Source organism: Metapseudomonas cellulosilytica (assembly GCF_049334135.1).
GTDB lineage: Bacteria > Pseudomonadota > Gammaproteobacteria > Pseudomonadales > Pseudomonadaceae > Metapseudomonas.
In genome coordinates this window covers 23,635-47,202 of sequence record NZ_JBHZGN010000025.1, presented here as the reverse complement: position 1 = coordinate 47,202, position 23,568 = coordinate 23,635, and the positions used below count along the sequence as shown (strand labels likewise).

Annotated in this window: 19 protein-coding genes; 3 read left to right on the top strand and 16 right to left on the bottom strand. The window is 66.1% G+C overall.

Translation table 11 applies throughout. From position 1 onward, the window contains the following. Positions 1–102: 102 nt before the first annotated feature. The 4 genes from ACFW0H_RS24620 to ACFW0H_RS24605 are packed head-to-tail and all read right to left on the bottom strand — an operon-like array spanning position 103 to position 2,590. Positions 103–615, bottom strand: coding sequence for a DoxX family protein (locus tag ACFW0H_RS24620; protein ID WP_422916469.1), 513 nt, complete (start codon positions 613–615; stop codon positions 103–105). Next, the gene (locus tag ACFW0H_RS24615) at positions 612–1,388 is read right to left on the bottom strand and encodes an HvfC/BufC N-terminal domain-containing protein (protein ID WP_422916468.1); all 777 of its coding nucleotides are present in this window, start codon (positions 1,386–1,388) and stop codon (positions 612–614) included. The genes ACFW0H_RS24620 and ACFW0H_RS24615 overlap by 4 nt, the downstream gene beginning before the upstream one ends. Then, on the bottom strand, positions 1,385–2,254 hold the full coding sequence (gene bufB, locus ACFW0H_RS24610; RefSeq protein WP_422916467.1) for an MNIO family bufferin maturase: 870 nt from the start codon (positions 2,252–2,254) through the stop codon (positions 1,385–1,387). Before bufB ends, ACFW0H_RS24615 begins: the two co-directional genes overlap by 4 nt. A 24-nt stretch (positions 2,255–2,278) precedes the next feature. Beyond that, positions 2,279–2,590: a BufA1 family periplasmic bufferin-type metallophore gene (locus tag ACFW0H_RS24605; RefSeq protein WP_422916466.1), complete on the bottom strand. Its 312-nt coding sequence runs from the start codon at positions 2,588–2,590 to the stop codon at positions 2,279–2,281. A gap of 464 nt (positions 2,591–3,054) precedes the next feature. On the opposite strand from ACFW0H_RS24605, the gene ACFW0H_RS24600 reads away from it, so the two are divergent. Together ACFW0H_RS24600 and ACFW0H_RS24595 are read left to right on the top strand one after the other, a co-directional pair. Then, positions 3,055–3,501, top strand: a complete 447-nt coding sequence (locus tag ACFW0H_RS24600) for a hypothetical protein (protein ID WP_422916465.1) — start codon at positions 3,055–3,057, stop codon at positions 3,499–3,501. A 151-nt stretch (positions 3,502–3,652) separates the two neighbouring features. Next, positions 3,653–5,032: an aldehyde dehydrogenase family protein gene (locus ACFW0H_RS24595; RefSeq protein WP_422916464.1), complete on the top strand. Its 1,380-nt coding sequence runs from the start codon at positions 3,653–3,655 to the stop codon at positions 5,030–5,032. A gap of 276 nt (positions 5,033–5,308) precedes the next feature. Here ACFW0H_RS24595 and pdxR read toward each other — a convergent pair whose 3' ends face one another. The 10 genes from pdxR to ACFW0H_RS24545 form a co-directional block, all read right to left on the bottom strand. Continuing rightward, positions 5,309–6,742 carry a MocR-like pyridoxine biosynthesis transcription factor PdxR gene (pdxR, locus tag ACFW0H_RS24590; RefSeq protein ID WP_422916463.1) on the bottom strand — a complete coding sequence of 478 codons (1,434 nt, stop codon included), beginning with the start codon at positions 6,740–6,742 and terminating at the stop codon, positions 5,309–5,311. A gap of 143 nt (positions 6,743–6,885) precedes the next feature. Next, positions 6,886–8,037 (bottom strand): acyl-CoA dehydrogenase family protein, encoded by a 1,152-nt coding sequence (locus ACFW0H_RS24585; RefSeq protein ID WP_422916462.1) that lies wholly within the window; start codon positions 8,035–8,037, stop codon positions 6,886–6,888. Positions 8,038–8,065: 28 nt separating this feature from the next. Further along, positions 8,066–9,154, bottom strand: coding sequence for an enoyl-CoA hydratase/isomerase family protein (locus ACFW0H_RS24580; protein ID WP_422916461.1), 1,089 nt, complete (start codon positions 9,152–9,154; stop codon positions 8,066–8,068). Positions 9,155–9,156: 2 nt separating this feature from the next. Then, positions 9,157–10,047: a 3-hydroxyisobutyrate dehydrogenase gene (mmsB, locus tag ACFW0H_RS24575; RefSeq protein ID WP_422916460.1), complete on the bottom strand. Its 891-nt coding sequence runs from the start codon at positions 10,045–10,047 to the stop codon at positions 9,157–9,159. 36 nt (positions 10,048–10,083) lie between these two features. Continuing rightward, positions 10,084–10,857, bottom strand: a complete 774-nt coding sequence (locus tag ACFW0H_RS24570) for an enoyl-CoA hydratase (protein WP_422916459.1) — start codon at positions 10,855–10,857, stop codon at positions 10,084–10,086. A gap of 45 nt (positions 10,858–10,902) precedes the next feature. Continuing rightward, the gene (locus ACFW0H_RS24565; protein ID WP_422916458.1) at positions 10,903–12,411 is read right to left on the bottom strand and encodes a CoA-acylating methylmalonate-semialdehyde dehydrogenase; all 1,509 of its coding nucleotides are present in this window, start codon (positions 12,409–12,411) and stop codon (positions 10,903–10,905) included. Positions 12,412–12,519: 108 nt separating this feature from the next. After that, complete coding sequence (locus tag ACFW0H_RS24560) at positions 12,520–14,223, bottom strand: AMP-binding protein (protein WP_422916457.1); 1,704 nt, start codon at positions 14,221–14,223, stop codon at positions 12,520–12,522. A 513-nt stretch (positions 14,224–14,736) separates the two neighbouring features. Beyond that, positions 14,737–15,999, bottom strand: coding sequence for an OprD family porin (locus ACFW0H_RS24555; RefSeq protein WP_422916456.1), 1,263 nt, complete (start codon positions 15,997–15,999; stop codon positions 14,737–14,739). A gap of 125 nt (positions 16,000–16,124) precedes the next feature. After that, entirely contained in the window at positions 16,125–17,783 is a 1,659-nt protein-coding gene (locus ACFW0H_RS24550) for a cation acetate symporter (protein ID WP_422916455.1), read from the bottom strand. After that, on the bottom strand, positions 17,780–18,109 hold the full coding sequence (locus tag ACFW0H_RS24545) for a DUF485 domain-containing protein (protein ID WP_422916454.1): 330 nt from the start codon (positions 18,107–18,109) through the stop codon (positions 17,780–17,782). Before ACFW0H_RS24545 ends, ACFW0H_RS24550 begins: the two co-directional genes overlap by 4 nt. Before the next feature lie 428 nt (positions 18,110–18,537). Here ACFW0H_RS24545 and ACFW0H_RS24540 point away from each other — a divergent pair, with 428 nt between their 5' ends. Then, entirely contained in the window at positions 18,538–19,497 is a 960-nt protein-coding gene (locus ACFW0H_RS24540; protein ID WP_422916512.1) for a LysR family transcriptional regulator, read from the top strand. Between the two features lie 75 nt (positions 19,498–19,572). On the opposite strand, the gene ACFW0H_RS24535 is transcribed toward ACFW0H_RS24540, so the two are convergent. Continuing rightward, on the bottom strand, positions 19,573–22,053 hold the full coding sequence (locus tag ACFW0H_RS24535) for a putative bifunctional diguanylate cyclase/phosphodiesterase (RefSeq protein ID WP_422916453.1): 2,481 nt from the start codon (positions 22,051–22,053) through the stop codon (positions 19,573–19,575). A 640-nt stretch (positions 22,054–22,693) separates the two neighbouring features. Then, entirely contained in the window at positions 22,694–23,566 is an 873-nt protein-coding gene (locus ACFW0H_RS24530) for a LysR family transcriptional regulator (protein ID WP_422916452.1), read from the bottom strand. Between the last annotated feature and the right edge of the window lie 2 nt (positions 23,567–23,568).

The following is a 23,568-nucleotide window of genomic DNA, read 5'->3' as shown; positions in this document are numbered from 1 at the left end:
GGGGGCCGTCAGTACCCATCCTGCAGAGCGGACTCGGTGCGATGGGGTGAGAGCGCTTCTGTAGGGGCGAATTCATTCGCCCCTACAGAAGTGCGAGAGACATCACGCCTGGTACCGCCGGGCAATCAGGTGGTCGATGGAGAGCATCCCCGGCCCCTCGCGGATCAGCAGCAACAGGCAGGCGGCCCAGACTCCGTGGGTCGGGTAGGCGTCGGGGTAGACGAAGATCTCGATCACCAGGGTCATGCCCAGCAGGGCCAGGGCCGAGAAACGCGTGGCCAGGCCGAACAGGATCAGCACCGGGAAGAAGTGCTCGCCGAAGGCCGCCAGGTGGGCGGCGATTTCCGGGGAGAGCAAGGGCAGCTTGTATTCCTCGGCGAAGAGCGGGACGGCCGAATCCGAGAGGTGCGGCAGCCCCAGCTGGAAGGTCCCGTCCACCAGGTCGATGGCCAATCCCTCCACCTTGGTCTGGCCCGACTTCCAGAAGGTGGCCGCGATGGAGAAGCGCGCGACGAAGGCCAACAGGCCGTAGGGGATGCGCTTGCACAGCTCGATACCCTGGAGCACCAGTTTTACCGGCAGGTGGCTGGAGTGGATCGGTAGGGTCGCGTTCATGGTGTCGGTCTCTCGCTGTCGAGGGCGAACTGGGTGATGGCGCCGCCCGCAAGGAGCTGCGCGAGGGTGGTGCCGAGGTCGAAGCCGCCATCGACGGACAAGGCGGCGCCCACCGCCTGCCCCAGCGGGACTGCGGCGCCAAGGCCCTGGATGAATGCCACGACGCCCGGACCGACCCGGCTGACTTCCACCTCCAGGCCATTGCGCAGGACCAGCGCGCATTCGGCCTGGGTGGGTTCGACGCTGCCGATCTCCAGCAGCCCCTGGTGGGCCGCCCAGAGGGAGGCGATGGCGTACTCCGAGCTTAAGGCCGCCACGCAAGGGTGCAGCAGCAGGCGCATGCCCGGGAGCAATTCCGGGTCGCCGAGGACACCGGCGAGGCGGGCGTTGTCCACGGGCGGCAGGTCGACGGCGTGGTAGGCGCGCACCCGCAGCAGTTCCAGGCGGGCCAGGTCGGCGAGGTAAGGCAGGCCCGCGGCCGGCGGGAATTCGGCGATGAAGCCGGGGAAGTCCTCGCCATAGAACGCCAGCAGCGGCGAACGCGGCGGGTTGGCCTGCACATAGAGGCGGGCCATGGCCTGGAAGAAGTCGGCGCCCACCAGTTGCCGCACCACCGGGAAGGTATCGGCCAGGGCTGCGATGAGGGAGGCCAGCACATTGTTGCGGTAGACCGCGAAACGCCGTGCCGGATCGGAGCCGTTCCAGGCGCGAAGGCCAGCCGGGCAGGGCAGTTCCGGGTCGAGCAGGGCGCTGGCGAAGGCACCGGCGTTCATGCGGCCCGCTCCTGGCGCAGCAGGGCGTCGGCACGCGCGGCTTCATCGACCAGGATGCGCAGGGCCGGGATGTCGTTGTCCCGTTCGATCAGCGTCGGCAGCGGGCCGAGGCGTTGCAGGGTTTCGCTGTATAGCGCCCAGACGGCGGCGTCCACCGCCGAGCCGTGCTGGTCGATCAAAAGGCGCGCGCCAAGGGCATCGCGGTCCTCGGCGAAGCCCGCCAGGTGAATCTCGCCGACCGCGTGCAGCGGGAGGGCATTCAGGTAGGTCCGGACATCGCGGTTGTGGTTGATGCAGGACACATAGGCGTTGTTGAGGTCCAGCAGCAGCCCGCAGCCGGTGCGCTTCACCACCTCGGCGATGAACTCGGCTTCGTCCAGCCCGGCACTTTCGAATTCGACGTAGGTGGCCGGGTTTTCCAGCAGCATCCGGCGCTTCAGTTGTGTCTGCACCTGGTCGATGTGCCCGCACACCCGCTCCAGGCTGGCCTGGTCGTAGGCCAGGGGCAGCAGGTCGTTGAGGAAGACGTCGCCATGGGTGGACCAGGCGAGGTGCTCGGAAAAGGACTCCGGCTCATAGCACGCCAGCAATGCGGCCAGGCGCTGCAGATGGTCTGCATCCAGCGGCTGGTCTGCGCCGATGGAAAGGCCGACACCGTGGATCGACAGCGGATAGTCCGCGCGGATCAGGCCCAGGTAATGGTGGAAGGGGCCGCCCGCCACCATGTAGTTCTCAGCGTGAATTTCGAAGAAGCCGAGGGCCGGCCGGGTTTCGAGGATGTCCCGGTAATGCTGGGACTTTAGCCCGATGCCGGCCCGGGCCGGGAGCTGTCCGGCAGGAGCGGGGGGACGTGGGGAAGGGGTCATGGTCAGTGCTCCTGCCGGCGGCGATCAGCTTTTCTTCTCTTCCTTGAATGCCTGCAGCTGGCCAAAACCGGTGGGCGAGGTGGGGGAGGCGGTCTTCTCGCAGCTGCCGGCCGGCACGTATTTCCAGTGGCTGCCCTCGAAGTCCATCTTCGCGGTGCCTGCGCAGCTGGTGCCGGCGCCGGCGGCGCAGTCGTTCTTGCCTTTCATGGCGACGCCGAAACATTTCTCCTTGTCGGCGGCCTGGGCGCTCATCGGCGCCATTGCCAGGCCGAGGGCGGTGCTCAGCGCCAGGGCGAGGCCGGTTGCAGAGACGACACTGGCAGTCGGGGTTTTCATGGTTGTTCTCTCCGTTTCTGTGGGTCGACAAGGGCATGTTGCCCAAAGGTGGCGAAGCATCCCTCAGGTTAGTCGGGGAGGGGAAGCAGCGCCTTCGAAATAGGAGACAAGGCACACGGGAGCGCGTTACAGCGCTCCCGCAGTTTTTTTGCGGGTGCTTTCAGGCGACGTGGCAGTCGGGGCCGCCCAACGCCTGTCAGGCGTGCCCGGCTGCACGCCGATGCGCCAATGCTGTAGGGTCAAACTTCTGACAATTGCTTGGCGAATTTCCATAGATTACGTCCGCAATTGCGATTCGTCGCGTCTCTCGCCCTCCTGTCAAGGCTGCCGCCGCGCCTTCTTGACTCCTGTTCCGGGGCCACGAAACTCAGGCGCAGGGGCCAACAAGAAACTGCGCTTTCCCAACCGCCCTGAACCAGCAGTACTGGCAACTATGACAATTGCTTCGGCTAGGGGAGGCAGTCATGTGTCATGCAGTGGAGGTCAGCGGGCTGTATACGGCCGGAGGGAGCCGGCAGCTCATCCAGTACCCCGACGCCGATGCGGCATTGCCCATCCACGACCCGCTACGCGGGGTGGTGTGGATTCCCTGGGGACGTCGCAGCCAGGAGTGTGGCGAACTCCCGGCCACCGGCTGGTTGCTGGGCGACGGTTCGCTGCCCGAAGGCTGGGATCGCTACAGCCCGGCCACGGTGCTGGCGCGGGTAACGCGATTCATGGAGGTGACCCGCGACGGCGAGCCACGCTGGTTCCAGGTGGAGGACGGCAAGTCGCTGCAATGCGTGCTGCTGCGCCATGGTCATGAACAGCGGGTCTATGTGGTCACCACCCAGTCGCTGGACGAGCAGCATCGCAGCTGGCCGCTGACCCGGGGCCATGGCGGGCGGAGTCGCCTGGCGCACCGCGCCTGAGCCCGGGGAGGGTGGGACCTGCTGCCACCCATTCTTTTTTCGTGAAGAATTTCTTCTCGATTATTCGTTTTACGTGAATCGGTCGCTGCCTTAAGTTCGCCGCAACACCGATCGCGAGCCCTGACCGGCTCTCACGTACGACGAGGACAGCATGACTCAGCCCGCCGCCATTTCCCGGAACCCCGCCACGGGCGAAGAAATCGCCCGCTATCCGTATCAGGACGCCGCCGCCCTGGACGCCAGCCTGGCCTGTGCCCAGCGTGGTTTCGAGGCCTGGAGCCAGTTCAGCGTCGAGGCCCGCGCCGAAACCCTGCTGCGCATGGCCAAGGCCCTGCGCGCCAATGCCGAGGCCATGGCGCGCATGACCACCAGCGAAATGGGCATGCCCATCAGCCAGTCCCGTGGCGAGATCGAGAAGTGCGCCAAGCTCTGCGAGTGGTACGCCGAGCATGGCCCGGCCATGCTGGCCGACGAGCCGACCCTGGTGGAGGAAGACAAGGCCGTGGTGGCCTACCTGCCGCTGGGCCCGGTGCTGGCCGTGATGCCCTGGAACTTCCCCGTGTGGCAGGTGATGCGCGGCGCGGTGCCGATCATCTTCGGCGGCAACAGCTACGTGCTCAAGCATGCACCGAACGTCATGGGCGGCGCGCGCCTGCTGGGCGCCGCCTGGGCCGAGGCCGGCCTGCCGGAAGGCGTGTTCGAGGTGATCAACGTCGAGCCGCCGCTGGTTTCCGTGGCCATCGCTGATCCGCGCATCGCCATGGTGGCGGTGACCGGCAGCGTCGGTGCCGGTGCTGCGATCGCCTCCCAGGCCGGTGCGGCGCTGAAGAAGTGCGTGCTGGAGCTGGGCGGCTCCGACCCCTTCATCGTCCTGGCCGACGCCGACCTGGATGCCGCGGTGAAGGCCGCGGTCGCCAGCCGCTTCAACAACGCCGGCCAGGTTTGCATCGCCGCCAAGCGCATCATTCTCGAAGCGCCCATCGCCGACGCCTTCACCGAGCGCTTCGTGGCAGCGGTCAGCGCGCTGCAGATCGGCGATCCGCAGGCCGACTCCACCTACGTCGGCCCCATGGCCCGCTTCGACCTGCGCGACGAACTGGATGGCCAGGTCCAGGCCACCCTGGCCGAGGGCGCGACCCTGCTGCTGGGCGGCCACAAGCTGGAGGGCGAGGGCAACTATTACGCGCCCACCGTGCTGGCGGACGTTACGCCGGACATGACGTCCTTCCGCAAGGAAATCTTCGGCCCGGTGGCTTCGCTCATTGTCGCCAAGGACGCAGAGCACGCCGTGGAGCTGGCCAACGACAGCGAATTCGGCCTGGGCGGCGCGCTCTGGACCACCGACCTGGCCAAGGCGCAGAAGCTGGCCCGCCGCATCGTCAGCGGCGCGGTGTTCATCAACGGTTTCACCGCCTCCGATCCACGCGTGCCCATCGGCGGCGTGAAGAAGAGCGGTTATGGCCGCGAGTTGTCCCACTTCGGCCTGCGCGAATTCCTCAACGTGCAGACCATCTGGCGGGATCGTCGCTGAGCCTTCGGGTTGAATGAAAAAGGGCTGCCTGGTGCAGCCCTTTTTTCGTTGTCCCCTGTAAGGGGCTTGGCCCCGTAGGATGGGTGGAGCGGAGCGATACCCATCAGCCACGGTCGATGGGTATCGCAAGCTCGCGGAACGCCGCCCGACCCATCCGAATTGGGGCGAATTCATTCGCGAAAGGCCTGCGAAGCGGCCCCATGGGCGCCAGCAGGGCACGCCTGCGGCCTGCTTCGCGATTGAAATCGCTCCTAAAGGTGCTTCCCGCCCTTGTCGCTAGCCAATCTGCTCCAGGATATCCCGGACGCGGTCCAGCGCCGGGTCCAGGTCCAGGGTTTCTATGGCGCCGTAACCGAGAAGCAGGCCATCGCGCGGGGGTTGCTGGTAGGAGAACTCGGCCAGTGGATAGAGGCCGACATCCACCTTGCGCGTCAGCTCAACCAGTAGCGGGATGTTCACCGGCACCCTGGCCAGGGCGGCGAGGTGGAAACCGGCTGCCGAGGGCACCAGTTCGAACCAGCGCGCCAGGTCGCCATTGAAACGTTCGAGGAGGCGTTCCCGGCGGCTGGCGTAGATGCCGTGGCAACGGCGGATGTGCTTGAGCAGGCAGCCGTCATCGATGAACCTGGCCAGGGTCCACTGGGTGAGGGTGGAACAGTGCCAGTCGCTCAATCGCTTGGCCGCGGTGACCGCTGCGATCAGTGCCGGCGGAAGGATGCAGTAGCCCAGGCGCAACTCCGGCAGCAGGGACTTGGAGAAGGTGCCGACGTAGGCCACCGCGCCCTGGCTGTCGAGGCTCTGCAATGTCTCGGTGGGTCGGCCTTCGTAGCGGAATTCGCAGTCGTAGTCGTCCTCGATGATCACCGCACCGATGCGCAGCGCCTTGTCCAGCAGCGCCTCGCGCCGCGCCTGACTCATGGGCATGCCGAGGGGGAACTGGTGCGAAGGGGTCACGTAGATCAGCCGCACATGCTCGGGAATGGCTTCGACGCATATGCCTTCGGCATCCACCGGCACGCCGATCACCTCGGCACCCTGGGCGGCGAACAGCTGGCGCGCCGGCGGGTAGCCGGGGTCCTCGACCGCGACGCTGCAGCCGGGTTCGATCAGCACCCGGGCGAGCAGATCGAGGGCCTGCTGGGCACCGTGGCACACCACCACATCTTCCGCGTTGCAGCGCACGCCCCGGGAAAAGGCCACGTGCCGGGCAATGGCGTCGCGCAGGGCAGGCAGTCCCGCCGGCTGGCTGTAGAGCCCACGGGACTTGGCCGTCTGCCGCAGGGCATGCTGGGCGCAGCGGCGCCAGTCGTCCTGGGGGAACTGGCTCTTGTTGGTGGCGCCGCCGATGAAGTCGTAGCGCAGTATCGCGTCCATCGGGGGATGGCCCAGGGACGTGGAGATGTTGCGCCACTTGGAAATGATCGCCGCACTGGCGAGGGACTCATGGCCCTGCTTGCGGCCCTGGCCGGCGGCCTGGGCATTGACGAAGGTACCGGAGCCCACCTTGCCGGTGAGCAGGTTGTCGTAGGTGAGCAGGGTGTAGGTGTCGGACACCGTCTTGCGCGAGATGCCCAGTTGTTCGGCGAGCAGGCGGCTCGGCGGCAGCCGGGTACCCGCCTTCAGGCGGCCTGACTCGATGGCTTCGCGCAACTGGCGGTACAGCTGCCCGGACAGATCCTTGCTGCCCTGGATGACGATATGCAGTTCCATGCGTGGCTCCGGAGGGGACAGCTAAAAATACCGCAAATCCCGGTTGGCTTCCGTGGCCACGAGTGACAGCGCCCTGCGCGCCGGAGTCAGCAAAAAAACCGGGCGACCCTTGGAACAGGGGGCGCCCGGAAAGCGTGGGTGGCTCAGAGTTGGTAATTGGCCAGCTCGCGCGCGATGAGCAGGCGTTGCACTTCGCTGGAGCCTTCGTAGATCTGGGTGATGCGGGCATCGCGGTAGTGCTTCTCCACCGGGTAGTCCTCCAGGTAGCCGTAGCCGCCGTGGACCTGGATGGCGCTGGAGCACACCTGCTCGGCGATCTCCGAGGCGAACAGCTTGGCCTGGGACGCTTCCGAGAGGCAGGGCAGGCCGGCGCTCTTCAGGCGGGCGGCATGGAGGATCATCAGGCGCGCGGCGTTGAGGCGGACCTGCATGTCCGCCAGCAGGTTGCCGATGCTCTGGTGCTCGATGATCGGCTTGCCGAACTGCACCCGCTCCCGCGCATAGCCAAGCGCCGCCTCGAACGCCGCCCGGGCGATGCCGAGTGCCTGGGCGGCGATGCCGATGCGCCCGCCTTCGAGGTTGGACAGGGCGATGGCCAGGCCCTTGCCGCGCTGGCCCAGCAGGTTCGCTTCCGGAATGCGGCAGTCGCTGAGGGTCACCGCGCAGGTGTCGGAGGCCTTGATGCCCATCTTGTGCTCGCTGCGGTCGACCGCGAAGCCGGGGGTGTCGGTGGGCACCAGGAAAGCCGACAGGCCTTTCTTGCCCAGTTCCGGATCGGTCACCGCGAAGACGATGGCGAGCTTCGCCCGCTTGCCGTTGCTGACGAACTGCTTGGCGCCGTTCAGCACCCAGTGGCCGTCCTTGAGTTCGGCGCGGGTGCGCAGGTTGTGCGCTTCCGAGCCGGCCTGGGGTTCGGTGAGGCAGAAGCAGCCGATGGCGGCGCCACTGGCCAGTTCCGCCAGCCAGCGGTCCTTCTGCGTCTCGCTGCCGTACTTGAGCAGCGGCCCGCAGCCGACGGAGTTGTGGATGCTCATCAGCGCGCCGAGGGCGCCGTCGCCGGCGGAGATTTCCTCCACCGCCAGGGCGTAGGCGACGTAGTCGATGTAGGTGCCGCCCCATTCTTCGGGCACCACCATGCCGAGCAGGCCCAGCTCGCCCATCTGCCGTACCAGGTCGTCGTCGATCCAGCCGGCCTTCTCCCAGGCCTGGGCGCGGGGGGCGACTTCGGCGCGAGCGAATTCCCGCGCCATGTCGCGGATCATGCGTTGTTCTTCGGTGAGTTCGATATCGTGCATCGTGCGTATCTCCCGCAGGCTGGTGCCGTCAGGCAGTGCGAAGGGGTTTGCCGGTCGCGGCCTGGAAGCCGCTGAAGAAGGACAGCACCCGTTGTTGCGTCAGTTCCGCCAGGGTCGGCGGGTTCCAGCGCGGGTTCTTGTCCTTGTCGATGATCAGGGCACGGATGCCCTCCATCAGGTCGCCCTTGTCGAACCACTGGTAGTCCAGGTGCAGCTCCAGGGCGAAGCAGTCGGCCAGGGGCAGGTGGCGGCCGCGGCGCAGCAGTTCCAGGGTCACCGCCATGGCGAGCGGTGAGCGGCTGTCCAGCAGACGGAGGGTTTCCTCGGCCCAGTCGCGGAACTCCGGACTGTGCTCGGCCTGCAGCGATTGACGAATGGCCGCGATGTCGGGCAGGGCGAAATGCCGGTCGATGGCCTGGCGGAACGCCTTGAGCTCCGAACCCGGAATACGCTCGGTGGCCAGGCCAGCCAGCAACTGGTGGAGGTTCTCCCGAGGGGCGTAGCTCCAGCTCAGGCTGTCCAGTGCGCGGTCGAGATCAGCAAGGCGTTCACTGGGCAGGCAGTAATCGGCCAGCCCGGCATCGAGCGCGTCGGCGGCACGCACATGGCGACCGGTGACACCGAGGTAGACGCCCAGTTCACCCGGCAGGCGCGGCAGGAAGTAGCTGCCGCCGACATCCGGGAAGAAGCCGATGCCGACTTCCGGCATGCCCATCCGTGTGCGCTCGGTGATGACCCGCAGCGAGGCGGACTGGGCCAGGCCCATGCCGCCGCCGAGGACGAAACCGTCCATCAGCGCCAGCACCGGCTTGGCGTAACCGTGCAGGTACTCGTCCAGGGCGTATTCCTCTTCGAGGAACAGCTCGTGCTGGTTGTCGCCGGCCGCATGGCTCTCGTAGAGCATGCGGATGTCGCCACCGGCACAGAAGGCCTTCTCGCCGGCGCCGCGGATCACCACCGCGACAATGTCCGGGTCCAGCTCCCAGGCCCACAGATGCCGATGCAGCAGGCGCACCATGGGCAGGGTCAGGGCGTTCAGCCCGGTCGGGCGGTTGAGGGTGAGGTGGCCGACGTGGTTGCGCACGCTGGCCAGGACCGGTGCCTCGTGCTCGCTCATGCTCAGGCTTCCCGACGGAACAGGTTGATGATCGCGGAGAAGTCCAGGCCGCCATGCCCTTGCAGGCTGAAGGTCTGGTAGAGCTGCTGGGCCGCGGCGCCGAGCACCACCGGCTGTTTCGCGTGGCGCGCGGCCTCGGTGGCCAGGCCCAGGTCCTTGAGCATCAGGTCGGTACCGAAGCCACCGCTGTAGCCGCGGGAGGCCGGGGCATTCTCCAGCACGCCGGGGAAGGGGTTGTTGATTTCCGAGCTCCAGCAGCGGCCGCTGGAGGTGTTGATGATGCCGGCCAGAACTTTGGCGTCCATCCCGAGGGAGACGCCCAGGGCCATGGCTTCGGCGACGCCGACCATGGAGATGCCCAGCAGCATGTTGTTGGCGATCTTCGCCACTTGGCCGTTGCCGGTGTCGCCGCAGTGGACGATGTTCCTGCCCATGGCGGCGAGTATCGGCTGCGCCTGGTCGAAGGCGCTGGCGGTGCCGCCGACCATGAAGGTCAGGGTGCCCGCCGCGGCGCCGCCGGTGCCGCCGGAGACCGGGGCATCGAGCATGGGATTGCCCTGGGCGGCGGCGGCTTTGGCGACCTCACGGGCGCTCAGCGGGTCGATGGTGGAGCTGTCGATCAGCAGCGCGCCCTTGCCAATGTTGGCCAGCAGGCCGTCCTGGCCGAGGTAGACCTGCTTCACGTGAGCCGCGGTGGGCAGCATGGTGATGATCGCCGCGACACCGTCGCGGGCGACTTCCGCCGGGCTGTGGGCCACGCGGGCACCGAGCTCCACCAGGGCGGCGGTGGCCAGCGGCGAGGGATCGAATACGGTGAGGCTGTGGCCGGCTTTCAGTAGGTTGCGGGCCATGGGGCCGCCCATGTTGCCGAGGCCAAGGAATCCGATATGCATGTTGGCGTCCTCTTGAAGTGGGGCCGGGAAATTCGGTCAGCGGTGGTTAAAGTGGGGGGCGCGCTTTTCGACGAAGGCGTTCATGCCTTCCTTCTGGTCGGCGCTGGCGAACAGCGAATGGAACAGCCGCCGTTCGAAGCGCACGCCTTCGGCGAGGCCCAATTCGAAGGCGCGGTTGACGCACTCCTTGGTCATCATCGCGGCGGGCAGTGACTTGGCGGCGATGCCGCGGGCCACGACCAGGGTTTCGTCCAGCAGGCTGTCGGCCGGCAGTACGCGGGCCACCAGGCCGGCGCGCTCGGCTTCCTCGGCGGTCAGTTGGCGGCCGGTGAGGCAGAGCTCCATGGCCTTGGCCTTGCCCAGGGCATGGGTCAGGCGCTGGGTGCCGCCGATGCCGGGGATCACCCCCAGGGTCAGTTCCGGCAGGCCGAAGCGGGCGTTGTCGGCGGCGTAGATGAAGTCGCACATCAGCGCCAGTTCGCAGCCGCCGCCCAGGGCGTAGCCGGCGACTGCGGCGATCAGGGGCTTGCGCCGGGCGCCGATGCGGTCGGCGGCGGCGAAGAAGTCATCCAGGTAGATCTGCGGGAAGCCGAAGGCGGACATCTCCTTGATGTCGGCGCCGGCGGCGAAGGCCTTGGTCGAACCGGTGATGACCAGGCAGCCGACATCGGGATCGGCCTCCAGGCGGTCGAGGGCCTGGTTCAGTTCGCTGATCAGCTGCGTGTTGAGGGCGTTGAGCGCCTTGGGCCGATTCAGGGTGATCAGGCCGACGCGCTCCTGCACCGAGACCAGCAGGGTTTCGAATTCCATGGCGTTGCTCCAGGCGGGCCGGCGCGACGCGCCGGCCCGGAGGGGTCATTTCAGGGTGATGGTGGTGTTCACGGCGCCGCCGACGTCGCTCTCGTCGAACCAGCGCTGGGTGATGGTCTTGGTCTGGGTGTAGAACAGCACCACCTGCTTGCCGTACGGGCCGAGGTCGCCCAGCTTGGAGGCGCGCGAACCGCTGAAGGAGAACAGCGGGACCGGCACCGGGATCGGTACGTTGATGCCCACCTGGCCCACATCGATCTCTTCCTGGAAGTGCCGCGCGGCGGCGCCGGAGCGGGTGAAGAGGGCGGTGCCGTTGCCGTTCGGGTTGGCGTTGATGAAGGCGATGGCCTCGTCCAGGGTGGCGGCGTTCACCACGCAAAGGACCGGGCCGAAGATTTCTTCGCGGTAGATGGTCATCTCGGCGGTCACACCGGAGAACAGGGTCGGGCCGACGAAGTTGCCATCCTGGTAGCCGGGCACGCTCGGGTTGCGACCGTCCAGTTCCAGCTTGGCACCTTCCGCGATGCCGGTGGCAATCAGGCCGCTGATGCGATCCAGGGCGGCGCAGGAAACCACCGGGCCGATGTCGGTGCCCGGCTCGACGCCGGCGTTGACCTTGAGGGTCTTGGCCTTTTCCACCAGCTCCGGCAGCCAGGTCTGTGCCTCGCCGACCAGGATCACCACCGGCAGGGCCATGCAGCGCTGGCCGGCAGCGCCGAAGGAGGCGCCGAGCAGGTTGTTGAGGGTCTGTTGCTTGTGGGCGTCGGGCAGGACGATGGCGTGGTTCTTGGCGCCCATCATGCACTGGGCGCGCTTGCCGTTGGCGGTGGCGCGGTTGTAGACGTGGGTGCCGACCTTGGTCGAGCCGACGAAGGACACGGCCTTGATATCCGGGTGGTCACAGAGCAGGTTCACCGCATCGACGCCGCCATGGATCACGTTCAGCACGCCTTTCGGTACGCCGGCTTCCAGGGCCAGCTCGACCAGGCGCATGGTCACCAGCGGGTCCTGCTCGGAGGGCTTGAGGACGAAGGTGTTGCCGCAGGCGATGGCCATGGGGAACATCCACAGCGGGATCATCGCCGGGAAGTTGAAGGGGGTGATGCCGGCGCACACGCCGATCGGTTGCAGCAGGGTGTAGGTGTCCACCCCGCTGGCGACGTTGTTGGCCAGTTCACCCATTTGCAGGGTGCCGATGTTGGCGGCGTGCTCCACGACCTCCAGGCCACGGAAGATGTCGCCTTCGGCGTCCGGCAGGGTCTTGCCCTGTTCGGCGGTGAGCAGGGCGGCCAGCTCCTTCATGTTTTCGCGGATCAGCTGCTGGTACTTGAGGAAGACGCGCGCGCGGGCGCCGATGGGGGTCTTGCGCCAGGTCTTGAAGGCTTCCTGGGCGGCGGCGACGGCAGCGGCCATTTCGTCCTGGGTAGCGAAGGGCACGCGGGCCAGGACTTCCTGGGTGGCCGGGTTGACCACATCGCGCCACTCGGTGGTGCGCGACTCGACGAATTCGCCGTTGATGAGCAGCTTGACGCTGGGAACGCTGGAAGAGGTCATTTGCGGGTCCTGCCTGCTTTCGTTGGGTCGAGTGAGGCCCCTCGGTGCTAGGGTCCGAGTGGTCGGGTTTTCGGGGGTGTCGCGAGGGGCCGGCGTACCGGCCCGGTGTCAGCCCTTGAGCTGCGGGAAGTCTTCTTCGAAGAACTCCAGCGGCCCGCGGGTATCGCCCTGGCGGCGCTGGACTTCGATCTGCCGCAATTCCACCCTGCGAATCTTTCCAGAGATGGTCTTGGGCAGCTCGCTGACGAACTCGATGCGGCGCACACGCTTGTACGGCGCCAGGTGTTCGCGGGCGAACGCCAGGATGTTGCAGGCCAGTTCGGCGCTGCCGGGTTCGTCATGGGCCAGGATCAGGAAGGCCTTGGGCACCGCCAGGCGCACCGGGTCTGGGCTGGGCACCACGGCTACTTCCATCACCGAGGGGTGTTCGATCAGGGCGCTTTCCAGCTCGAACGGGCTGATGCGGTAGTCGGACGCCTTGAACACGTCATCGGCGCGGCCGACGAAGGTGATGTATCCGTCCTCGCAGATCTGCGCGGTGTCGCCGGTGCGGTAGTAGCCGTCACGCATGACTTCGGCAGTTTTCTCCGGGCTGTCCTCGTAGCAGAGCATCAGCCCCAGCGGGCGCACGTCCAGCGGCAGGGCCACTTCGCCCTCGTTGCCGGGCTGGCCGTCGGGGTCGAGCATGGTCACCCGGTAGCCGGGCAGCGGACGCCCCATGGAGCCGGGCTTGAGCTTCTGGCCGGGGGTGTTGCCGACCAGGGCGGTGGTTTCCGACTGGCCGAAGCCGTCACGCAGGTCGAGGCCCCAGGCGTGCTGGATCTGCTCGATGATCTCCGGGTTGAGTGGCTCGCCGGCACCCACCAGTTCGCGCAGGCACAGGCGACCACGGTAGCTGGCCAGGTCTTCCTGGATCAGCATGCGCCAGACGGTGGGCGGCGCGCAGAGACTGGTCACGCCATAGCGTTCCAGCACGCCGAGCAGGGCCAGGGCGCTGAAGCGCGAGGTGTTGTGGATGAAGATGCAGGCGCCGGCGTTCCACGGGGCGAAGAAGCAGCTCCAGGCGTGCTTGGCCCAGCCGGGCGAGGAAATGTTCAGGTGCAGGTCGCCGGGCTTGAGGCCGATCCAGTACATGGTGGAGAGGTGGCCGACCGGGTAGCTCTGGTGGCTGTGCAGCACCATCTTCGGCTTGGAGGTGGTGCCGGAGGTGAAGTAGAGGAGCATCGGATCGGTGGCGAGGGTGACGCCATCGGCCGCGAATTCGGCGGAGTGTTCCAGGGCCGCTTCGTGGGGCGTCCAGCCCGGGGCGCCGAGGCCGACGCTGATGCGGGTACAGCCTTCGGCCAAGCCGTTGAATTTCTCCAGGTTGGCGCTGCCCACCACCAGGTGGCGGACATGGCCGCGCTCGATGCGGTCACGCAGGTCTTCGGGGGTGAGCAGGGCGGTGGCGGGGATCACCACGGCACCCAGCTTGAAGGCGGCCAGCATGGTTTCCCACAGGGCGATGTCATTGCCCAGCATCATCAGGATGCGCTCGCCGCGCTTTACGCCCAGGGCACGCAGATGGTTGGCGACGCGGTTGGAGCGCTCCGCCAGCTCCTGGAAGCTGTAGCGGCGCTCGCTGCCGTCTTCCTCGACGATCCACAGCGCGGTGGCCTGGTTGTCCTTGGCCATGCCATCGAAGTAATCCAGCGCCCAGTTGAACTCGGTGAGTTGCGGCCAGCGGAAATCGCGTACGGCGGTGTCGTAGTCGGTGCGGTTGGCCAGCAGGAAGTCACGGGCGGCGAGGAAAGGAAGGCTGTTGTGATTCATGGTGCGTGCCCTTGATTGTTTTTGTAGGGTCTTTCCGGCTGGTGGCCGGGTTGGTGAGTTGAGTATAGGCATGCGCAAATCAAATAAGAACGCGCAGAAAAACCGGTGCGATGTGCAAAAAAATCATGGCTGGGGTGGTCGGCCGGCTCATTCACATCCGGCGCGAGTCACCCCTCTCCCTCTGGGAGAGGGGCGGGGGAGAGGGAGGTCTCAGGCTGGCTCGGTCTTTCGCGAAGAGCGGCGAAGCCGCCCCCTTCAGGGTCGAAGGGGCGAACCTGCGGTCCGCTCAGCGATTGAAATCGCCCCCACAAGGCCATCGCTCGGGCTTACCGGCCGTGTAGTTCGTAGGATGGGTGGAGCGGAGCGATACCCATGCGGACAGGGCTGATGGGTATCGCAAGCTCCACCCATCCTACGAGGGGCTATGCGGCAGTAGGTGAGCTGGATGAAATCCGAAGGCCGACTGGGCGAACCGCGGTCCGCTCAGTGCTTGAATCGCCCCCACAGGCTGCCTTACCAGAGCGGCAGGGTGTAGCTGAGGATCAGGCGGTTCTCGTCCAGGTCATTGCCGAAGTTCGTCGAGCGCAGCGTGGCGTTGCGCCATTTGAGCCCGAGGTTCTTCAGCGGTCCGCTCTGCACCACGTAGGCGAGGTCGGTGTCGCGCTCCCACTCTTTGCCTGCTGACCGACCCGCGCCCAGTTCGATGTCGTCGCCGGACAGGTAGCGGGTCATGAAGGTCAGCCCGGGAATCCCCACGGCGGCGAAGTTGTAGTCGTAGCGGGCCTGCCAGGAGCGTTCCTCGCGGTTGGCGAAGTCGCTGATCTGCACGAAGTTCACCAGGTAGGCATCGCTGCCATTGACGTAGGCGAAGCCGGTGTCGCCGCTCATGCGCTGGTAGCCGAGGCCGAAGGCATGGCCGCCGATGCCATAGGTGAACAGCGCGCCGAAGGCCTGGTTGTCGACGTTGCTGCCGCCCTCGTCGCTGGAGCGGGCGAAGCGCAGGTCGCTCTTCAGGCTCTGGCCATCGCCCAGCGGCAGCAGGTGGTTCAGGGTCAGCATGTGCTGGCGGTAGAAGTCGTCGAGGCGGCCGAAGCCGTAACCGGTGGTGAGGCGGTCGTTCCACTTGTAGCTGAGGTTGGCGAAGTCGAAGGCATCGCTGGTGGCCTGGCGTGCGCGGATGTTCTTCACGCCGACGGTGGTGATGCTCAGGTCCTCGTAGTCGGAGGAATCGCGCTGGTTGACCTGGCGCAGGTGGCCGGCATCGAAGGTCAGGCCGTCGAGCTCCAGGGAATTCAGCTGGCCGCCCTTGAAGGTCTGCGGCAGCAGGCGCGAGTCGTTGGCCAGCAGCACCGGCACCTTGGGCAGCAGGGTGCCGAGCTTGAGGGTGCTTTTCGAGGCGCGCAGCTTGGCGGTCAGGCCGAGTTCGCCGTACTCGTCCTGGGCGCGCTTGGGTGCCTCGCGGTCGCGCTTCAGCAGGCCGGAGCCGGCGCGGTCGGGGCTCGAATCCAGCTTGACGCCGAGCAGGCCGATGGCGTCGACGCCCACGCCGACGGAGCCTTCGGTGAAGCCCGACTCATAGCGCAGCAGGAAGCCCTGGGCCCATTCCTCGGCCTTGTTCTGGGGCGCGTTGGCCTGGCGGAAGTCGCGGTTGAAGTAGAAATTGCGCAGCTCCAGGCTGGCCTTGCTGTCCTTGATGAACTCGGCGCTGGCGGAGGTGGTGAGTAGCAGGGCGCCGCCGCCGAGCAGCAGGCCGGAGGTGAGGGGGGTGAGCTTCATGCTTGCCTCTGTTTGTATTGACGAATCGCTGCCGTACCGGCTCCGGGGAGCCGGCAGGGACTGCGGGAAAGTGAAAAAGGGCGCGTCCCAAAGGAGCCAGGGGCGCGCCCGGAAAACGCGACCGATCAGTGGCTGCTGGCCGCCGCCGCGCCCAGGCCGGTCTGGGCACGGACGGACTGGTCGGCGTAGGCGGCGCGCTCGCGGCTGGCACGGGCGCTGCGGTCGAGGCTGGAGACCAGCACGATCACGGCGAAGGCCAGTGGCATGGAGAACAGCGCCGGCTGGTCGTAGGGGAACAGGGCCTTGGCATGGCCCAGCACTCCGACCCACACCGCAGGCCCGCAGATGACCAGGGCGAGGGCGCTGACCAGGCCGGTCAGCCCGCCCCAGAGGGCGCCGCGGGTGGTCAGCCCCGGCCAGTACATGGCCATGATCAGCACCGGGAAGTTGGCCGAGGCGGCGACGCCGAACGTCAGGCCGACGAGGAAGGCGATGTTCATCTGCTCGAAGAGGATGCCCAGGGCGATGGCGATCACGCCGATGACCACGGTGGCCAGGCGCGATACGCGCATCTCGTCCTTCTCGCTGGCCTGGCCCTTCTTCAGCACGGTGGCGTAGAGGTCGTGGGAGATGGCCGAGGCGCCGGCCAGGGCGAGGCCGGCGACCACCGCGAGGATGGTGGCGAAGGCCACGGCGGAGAGGAAGCCGAGGAACAGGTTGCCGCCTACCGCCTGGGCCAGGTGCATGGCGACCATGTTGCCGCCGCCGACCAGGGCGCCACCGAGCTTGCCGTCGACGAAGTACTGCGGGTCGGTGCCGACGATGACGATGGCGGTGTAGCCGAGCACGCAGACCACCAGGAAGAAGAAGCCGATGAACAGCGTGGCGAACAGCACCGAGCGGCGGGCTTCCTTGGCGTTGGGCACGGTGAAGAAGCGCATCAGGATATGTGGCAGGCCGGCGATGCCGAACACCAGGCCGAGGGACAGCGACACCGCGCTGATCGGGTCCGCCAGCAAGGTGCCCGGCCCCATGATCTTCGCCCCGCTGGCATGCACGGCGACGGCCCTGCCCGCCAGCTCCTCGAAACTGAAGCCGAATTCGCTCATGGCCATCAGCACCAGGGTCGTGCCGCCGGCGAGCAGCAGCACGGCCTTGGTGATCTGCACCCAGGTGGTGGCGATCATGCCGCCGAAGATCACGTAGACCAGCATCAGCACGCCGACCACCACCACGGCCATCTGGTAGTCCAGGCCGAACAGCAGTTTGATCAGCTGGCCGGCGCCGACCATCTGCACGATCAGGTAGCAGCAGACCACGGTCAGCGAGCCGAGGGCGGCGAAGCTGCGCACGCGCACCTGATCCAGGCGGTAGGAGACGATGTCGGCGAAGGTGTAGCGGCCGAGGTTGCGCAGGCGCTCGGCCATCAGGAAGGTGACGATGGGCCAGCCGACGAAGAAGCCGATGATGTAGACGAAGCCGTCATAACCCTTGGCGAATACCATGCTCGACAGCCCCAGCAGGGTGGCCGCCGACATGTAGTCGCCGGCGATCGCCAGGCCATTCTGGAAGCCGGAGATGCCGCCGCCGGCGGTGTAGAAGTCGGCGGTGGAACGGGTGCGGCGGGCGGCCCACCAGGTGATCGCCAGGGTGGCGAGGACGAAGACGAAGAACATGCCGATGGCGGTGAGGTTCAGCGGTTGCTTCTCGGCGGTGATGGGGGCGGCGAAGCTGCAGAGCGGCGCCAGGGCGAGGAGGGCGGCTGGGGCGAGACGCGCTTTCATGCTTGGTGCTCCTCGAGGATTTCCGCGCTGAGGCTGTCGAAGCGGGTGTTGGCGTGGCGCACGTACCAGGCGGTCAGCAGCCAGGAGAGGATGATGATGGCGGCGCCCACCGGGATGCCGCGGCTGAGGTGGCTGCCCTCATACAGCGGCAGGTGCAGCCAGCCGGGGACGAAGGCCACCAGCAGGATGAAGAGGTAGTAAACCCCCAGCACCAGGGCGCTGAGGGACCAGGCGAGCAGCGCGCGCTGGCGGGCCAGGCGCTGGAACTTGGGATTGGACCGGATGCGTTCGTAGGCCGGCGAGTCGGGGGAGTGGTGGGGTGTCATGTCGGGCTCCGCTTTAGTTGTTGTTGTCGATGCCTTTCTCCGCCGCCCTTTTCGGGCGTGCGGCATTCCCGGCAGCGCCCCGGTCGGGGCGTCGCCAAGTTCGTCGTCACTGTTCGAGTGTGGGAAGGGTCGTCAGTGGCTGCCGGCCCCTCCGGGGGCCAGCAGGTGATGGATGGCCCAAGGGCAGGGCGCGGCAGCGCCGGCAGCGTTCATCCATGATCGGGGCACCGCCTGCGAGGCGGCGCGCCGGCAAGGCATGTGCCCGGCAGCAAAGCCGGAAATCAAGCATGCGCTCATGCGGGTAGCCCTTGGTTCTTGTTGGCTGAGGGGCTGGCCCGGCCGCGAAAAAAATCTCTTGGCTGGGGCGATGGCTGTGAGTATATGTAGGCATCCATCCACCAATGAACAGACAAAAAATCCTGATGGACATGCAAAAAAGTCCCAACCTTGATCAGGTGAAATGGGACGATCTCCGTTTCTTCCTGGAAGTCGCCCGCACCCGTACCGCCACCGGAGCGGCGCGTCGCCTGGGCGTCGACTACACCACGGTGTCGCGGCGCGTGCGTGCCCTGGAGCAGGCACTGGGTGCGTTGCTGTTCGAGAAATCACGCGCCGCGGGGTTCGTGCTCACGGTGGAAGGCCAGCGTCTGCTGGGGCATGCCGAGACGCTGGAAAGCACGCTGCAGGCCGCTTGCGAGCAGGTGTCCGGCACCCGCCTGGGGCTGTCCGGCCATGTGCGGATCGGTTGCACCGAAGGCTTCGGTTCCTACTTCGTGACGGCGCAGATGAGCCGCTTCCTGGAGCGCTATCCGCACATCTCCGCCGATATCCTGCCGGTGCCGCACTTCGTCAGCCTGTCACGCCGCGAGGCGGACATCGCCATCACCCTCGAACGTCCGGAGCGTGGGCCCTACGTCTGTTCCAAGCTCTGCGACTACCGCCTGCGCCTCTACGCCGCCCCCGAGTACCTGGAAAGGCATCCGCCGATCGAGCGCCGTGAAGACCTGGCCGGCCATCCCTTCATCACCTACGTCGAGGATCTGGCCTTCAGCCCCAAGCTGCTTTACCTGAACGACCTGCTGCCGGGCGCCGTGAGCCAGCTACGCAGCACCAGCGTGATCGCCCAGTACCAGGCGGCCTTGCAGGGGAAGGCGCTGGCCATCCTGCCGAGCTTCCTGGTGGCCGGCGACCCGCGCCTGCAGGCGGTGCTGCCGGACGAGCTGGAGGTCACCCGCCAGTTCTGGATCTACTACAGCGAGGACTTGCGCCGGCTCAAGCGGATAACCCTGGTCGCCGAATACCTGCACACCTGCGCCGAACTCAATCGGGCATGGCTGCTCGGCGACGACAGCACACTGCACATTCCGACCCTGGAACAGCTTCAGTAGACATCAGTGGTTTGAATGGAGCGACAGAGTAGGGTGCGCTGCGCGCACCGAGGGTCGAGCCCGGCCCCCGGCCGATCAGTGCGCGGCCATCAGGCGTTCATGCACGTACTTCCTGAACTGCTCGGCCGTAAGTGGCGGCGAAAACAGGAAGCCCTGGAAGGTCTGGCAGCCATGGTTCATCAGGAAGGTGCGCTGGGCCTCGGTCTCCACGCCTTCGGCGATCACCGAAAGACCGAGGATCTGGCTCAGGCTCACGATTGCGCAGGCGATGGCGGCATCGTTGGGGTCGATCAGCACATCCCTGATGAAGGACTGGTCGATCTTGAGCTGATCCAGCGGCAGGCTCTTGAGGTAGGAGAGCGACGAATAACCGGTGCCGAAATCGTCCAGGGAAAGGCCGATGCCGATATCCTTCAGCCGGATCATCTTGGCGACCGTGCTTTCCACATCCTCGATGAGCAGGCCTTCGGTCAGTTCCAGTTTCAATTTCTTCGGGTCGGCCCCCGTGCACCTCAGCACCTCCAGCACTTCCTCGACGAAGTCCGGATGGTGGAACTGCCGGGCGCTGACATTCACGGCCATGACGAAGCGGGCGGTTTCCGGTTGCCTTGCCCAGGCGACCAGTTGGGCACAGGCGGATTGCAGGGCCCAGCGGCCCAACGGCAGGATCAGCCCGGTTTCCTCGGCCAGTGGGATGAATTCCGCCGGCAGCACGATCCCGCGTTCCGGATGCTGCCAGCGCATGAGGGCCTCTGCCCCGATGACCCGGCCATCGCAATTCACCTGCGGCTGGAAATAGAGCAACAGCTCCTTGCTCTGCAGGCCCTGGCGCAGATCGGCTTCGAGTCTGGCGCGCGCGGTGGCCACCGCCTGCATTTCCGGATCGAAGAAACACAAGGTATTCCGGCCGGCTGCCTTGGCCCGGTACATCGCCAGGTCGGCGCGCTTGATGATGTCGTCCACGGTGTTCAACTGCCCCTGGAACAGGGCGATGCCGAGACTGGGGGTGCTGTGGTGCTCGTAGCCATCCAGTTGGTAGGAAATGTTCAGCGACCTGAGGATCTTTTCGCCGATCGACTTGGCCTGGAACGCCGCCTCTGGTGGATTCTCGCTGAGATTTTCCAGCAGGACGACGAACTCATCGCCACCAAGGCGCGCCACCGTGTCGCTCTCGCGTATGCAGCTGGTCAGGCGCAGCGCAACCTGCCGCAGCAGCATGTCGCCCCTGTCGTGCCCCAGGGTGTCGTTCAGCGCCTTGAAGTTATCCAGGTCGATGAGAATCACCGCGCTGGTATGCAGGCTGCGTGAGCTGGCCGCCAGCACGTGCTGCAGCCGGTCAAGCATGAGCCGCCTGTTGGCCAGTCCGGTCAGCTGGTCGTAGAAGGCCAGGCGCTTGACCTCCTGCTCGGCCACCTTGCGGTGGGTGATGTCGGTATTGATCGACAGCACGGATTGGGGTTGGCCATTGTCGTCGCGCACCAGGGTCCGGTGGCTCTCGAGGGTGACGGTGCAACCATCGCGGCGTCGAAGGGTGACTTCGCCAACCCAATCGCCGGTTTCTATCAGGCTGTCGTTGGCGGCATCGAACGAGGAATTGACCTGGCGGAACAGTTCTTGTGCCGATTTGCCAAGTGCCTCTTCCTTGGAATAACCGTAGAGGCGCTCGGCACTCTTGTTCCAGTAGAGGATGCGCTGGTCCATCCCGTAAACGACGATGGCATCCTGGGCCTTGTCCAGCAGTGACGCCTGCTGGCGGAACTGCAGCTCGCTCTCGCGCAGCACGGCGAGGTAGCCCTCCCGTTCGACCGCCTGCGCCTCCATCTCGCGCCTGATCTTGCGCCCATAGATGACCGCGGCGCTGACCATCAGCAGGACGAACATCATGATCGCGTATTCGACCCGGCGCAGCTCTTCGACCGATTCCAGTTCCTCTTCCAGGAGCTTGCTCTGAATCTGGCCCACGCGCTCGCGCACGGTCGCGAGTGAAGACAGCAACTTGGCGTACTTCCTGTCCATGGTTGCCATGCGCTTGCCGGCATTATCCGACTGGCCATCCCTGAAGTAGGAAAAAATCAGCAGGGCCTCATTCACCATTTCCACCATCGCGGCGTCGACTTCGCCCACCTCGTCCTTCAACGCAAGGGTGAAGCCCTGGATATCCGCGCTGTGTTCAGCCTGGCGGGCGATTCGCTCATTCAACTGGGTATTGGCCATCGCCAGGTGTTCGTTGAACGCACGCAAGGCTTCATTCATGTTGCGCGATTCGGCCTCGACGTCATGGGTATCGAAGACGTTGTTGCCCGGCGCATTGACCTCGGACGCGAGGCTGCCCAGCGTCGAATAGCTCGACAACTGCTTGACCCAGGATTGGTTCGCCTTGATGGAGCGGTGATAGGTATCGACGATGAGGTGATTTAGCAGCACGCTCAGCACGACGACCAGTACGTCGAAGCCGGCGAGGAAGAAATACATGCGATGCCATCTGGTCGGGCGCGGGGTCTTCGAGCTGCCTTGAGCATCTTGTGCTGCGGCGCTTTTATCCTTCAAAAAATCCATTTCGCACTCTCCAAACACTTTCCTTCCAGATGGATCTATAAAGCGCTGTTCGGAAACCAGTTAATCCGTATTCGTGAGTTTGTGCAGGTGTGAAGGCAACACGCGAGTAGCCCGCCAGTAATGCCAGCAATCCAAGCATAGCTACCAGTTGGCCATTAATCTTTCCGCCGAATGATCGTTCTGTGCCGATCGTCCTGGCCGCAAATCTTTCTCGGAATCCCTCTTGGCGCCTACAGGACTGGGCCGAAGGTGGGCCGGGAGTCACCCCTCTACCGCTTGCGGGAGAGGGGCCGGGGGTGAGGGTGGGTGCCGGCCGGCTCGGTGTTGGGCCATTTCGCGAATGAATTCGCTCCTACAAGGGCAGGACTGCGTCCTGCTTGGCGAATGAATTCGCCCCTACAGGACTGTGCCGAAGGTGGGCCGGGAGTCACCCCTCTACCGCTTGCGGGAGAGGGGCCGGGGGTGAGGGTGGGTGCCGGCCGGTTCGGTGCCATGTCATTTCGCGAATGAATTCGCCCCTACAGGACTGTGCCGAAGCTGGGCCGGGAGTCACCCCTCTACCGCTTGCGGGAGAGGGGCCGGGGGTGAGGGTGGGTGCCGGCCGGCTCGGTGCCACGCCATTGCGCGAATGAATTCGCTCCTACAGGAAATCCAGGAAGCGCTTCAGCCCGCGTGTCGGCTGCTTGTCCTGGTGGATGGCGCGATAGAGCATGCGCTTGAGCGGGCCGCTGGGAGAGGGCAGGGTACACAGCTGGCCGAGGGCGAGTTCGCTGCGCACCATGATGCGCGACACGCAGGCGATGCCCGCGCCGGCAATCACGCAGCGCTTGATCGCCTCGCCGTCGGAAACCTCCAGTACCTGGCGCGGGCTGCCCAGCCAGGGCCCGATCAGGTGTTCCAGCATGTTGCGGGTGCCGGAGCCCGGTTCACGCATGATCCAGCGGGCCTTGGCCAGATCCTCCGCCGTCGGTTGGGGCTGCCGGGCCAGCGAGTGGCCCGGTGCGGCGATCAGGACCAGTTCGTCTTCCTGCCAGGGCCGCACATCGATATCCGGGTGCTGCACCGGACCCTCCACGAAGGCCACGTCGACTGTGAAGTTGCACAGCGATTCGACGATGCGCTCGGTGTTCTCCACCTTCAGTTCGAGGCGACTGTCCGGCTCCGCTTCAAGGAAGGCCGCCAGCTTGTCCGGCAGCAGATAACCGCCAATGGTCGTGCTGGCGCCGATGCGCAGGTGGCAGGTGAGTTGCTGCTGGAACAGCGACTCCACCTCCTGGGCGCCTTCCAGGGTGGCTTGTGCGCGGGGGTACAGGCGACGGCCGTGCTCGTTCAGCACCAGGCGCTTGCCATTGCGATCGAACAGGCGCGTGCCGAGCTGATGCTCCAGGTCCTGCAGGGACATGCTCGCCGCCGACTGGGTGAGGCTGAGCTCCTTGCTGGCACGAGTGACGCTGCCCAGATCGGCAATGGCGATGAAGGTGGCGAGTTGGCGGAGCGTGATTCGGCACTGCATAT

Bases quoted from the DNA above. Each gene is read 5' to 3' on its own strand.
- ACFW0H_RS24620 (WP_422916469.1), bottom strand. From the start codon at position 615: ATGAACGCGACCCTACCGATCCACTCCAGCCACCTGCCGGTAAAACTG.
- ACFW0H_RS24615 (WP_422916468.1), bottom strand. From the start codon at position 1,388: ATGAACGCCGGTGCCTTCGCCAGCGCCCTGCTCGACCCGGAACTGCCC.
- bufB (WP_422916467.1), bottom strand. From the start codon at position 2,254: ATGACCCCTTCCCCACGTCCCCCCGCTCCTGCCGGACAGCTCCCGGCC.
- ACFW0H_RS24605 (WP_422916466.1), bottom strand. From the start codon at position 2,590: ATGAAAACCCCGACTGCCAGTGTCGTCTCTGCAACCGGCCTCGCCCTG.
- ACFW0H_RS24600 (WP_422916465.1), top strand. From the start codon at position 3,055: ATGTGTCATGCAGTGGAGGTCAGCGGGCTGTATACGGCCGGAGGGAGC.
- ACFW0H_RS24595 (WP_422916464.1), top strand. From the start codon at position 3,653: ATGACTCAGCCCGCCGCCATTTCCCGGAACCCCGCCACGGGCGAAGAA.
- pdxR (WP_422916463.1), bottom strand. From the start codon at position 6,742: ATGGAACTGCATATCGTCATCCAGGGCAGCAAGGATCTGTCCGGGCAG.
- ACFW0H_RS24585 (WP_422916462.1), bottom strand. From the start codon at position 8,037: ATGCACGATATCGAACTCACCGAAGAACAACGCATGATCCGCGACATG.
- ACFW0H_RS24580 (WP_422916461.1), bottom strand. From the start codon at position 9,154: ATGAGCGAGCACGAGGCACCGGTCCTGGCCAGCGTGCGCAACCACGTC.
- mmsB (WP_422916460.1), bottom strand. From the start codon at position 10,047: ATGCATATCGGATTCCTTGGCCTCGGCAACATGGGCGGCCCCATGGCC.
- ACFW0H_RS24570 (WP_422916459.1), bottom strand. From the start codon at position 10,857: ATGGAATTCGAAACCCTGCTGGTCTCGGTGCAGGAGCGCGTCGGCCTG.
- ACFW0H_RS24565 (WP_422916458.1), bottom strand. From the start codon at position 12,411: ATGACCTCTTCCAGCGTTCCCAGCGTCAAGCTGCTCATCAACGGCGAA.
- ACFW0H_RS24560 (WP_422916457.1), bottom strand. From the start codon at position 14,223: ATGAATCACAACAGCCTTCCTTTCCTCGCCGCCCGTGACTTCCTGCTG.
- ACFW0H_RS24555 (WP_422916456.1), bottom strand. From the start codon at position 15,999: ATGAAGCTCACCCCCCTCACCTCCGGCCTGCTGCTCGGCGGCGGCGCC.
- ACFW0H_RS24550 (WP_422916455.1), bottom strand. From the start codon at position 17,783: ATGAAAGCGCGTCTCGCCCCAGCCGCCCTCCTCGCCCTGGCGCCGCTC.
- ACFW0H_RS24545 (WP_422916454.1), bottom strand. From the start codon at position 18,109: ATGACACCCCACCACTCCCCCGACTCGCCGGCCTACGAACGCATCCGG.
- ACFW0H_RS24540 (WP_422916512.1), top strand. From the start codon at position 18,538: ATGCAAAAAAGTCCCAACCTTGATCAGGTGAAATGGGACGATCTCCGT.
- ACFW0H_RS24535 (WP_422916453.1), bottom strand. From the start codon at position 22,053: ATGGATTTTTTGAAGGATAAAAGCGCCGCAGCACAAGATGCTCAAGGC.
- ACFW0H_RS24530 (WP_422916452.1), bottom strand. From the start codon at position 23,566: ATGCAGTGCCGAATCACGCTCCGCCAACTCGCCACCTTCATCGCCATT.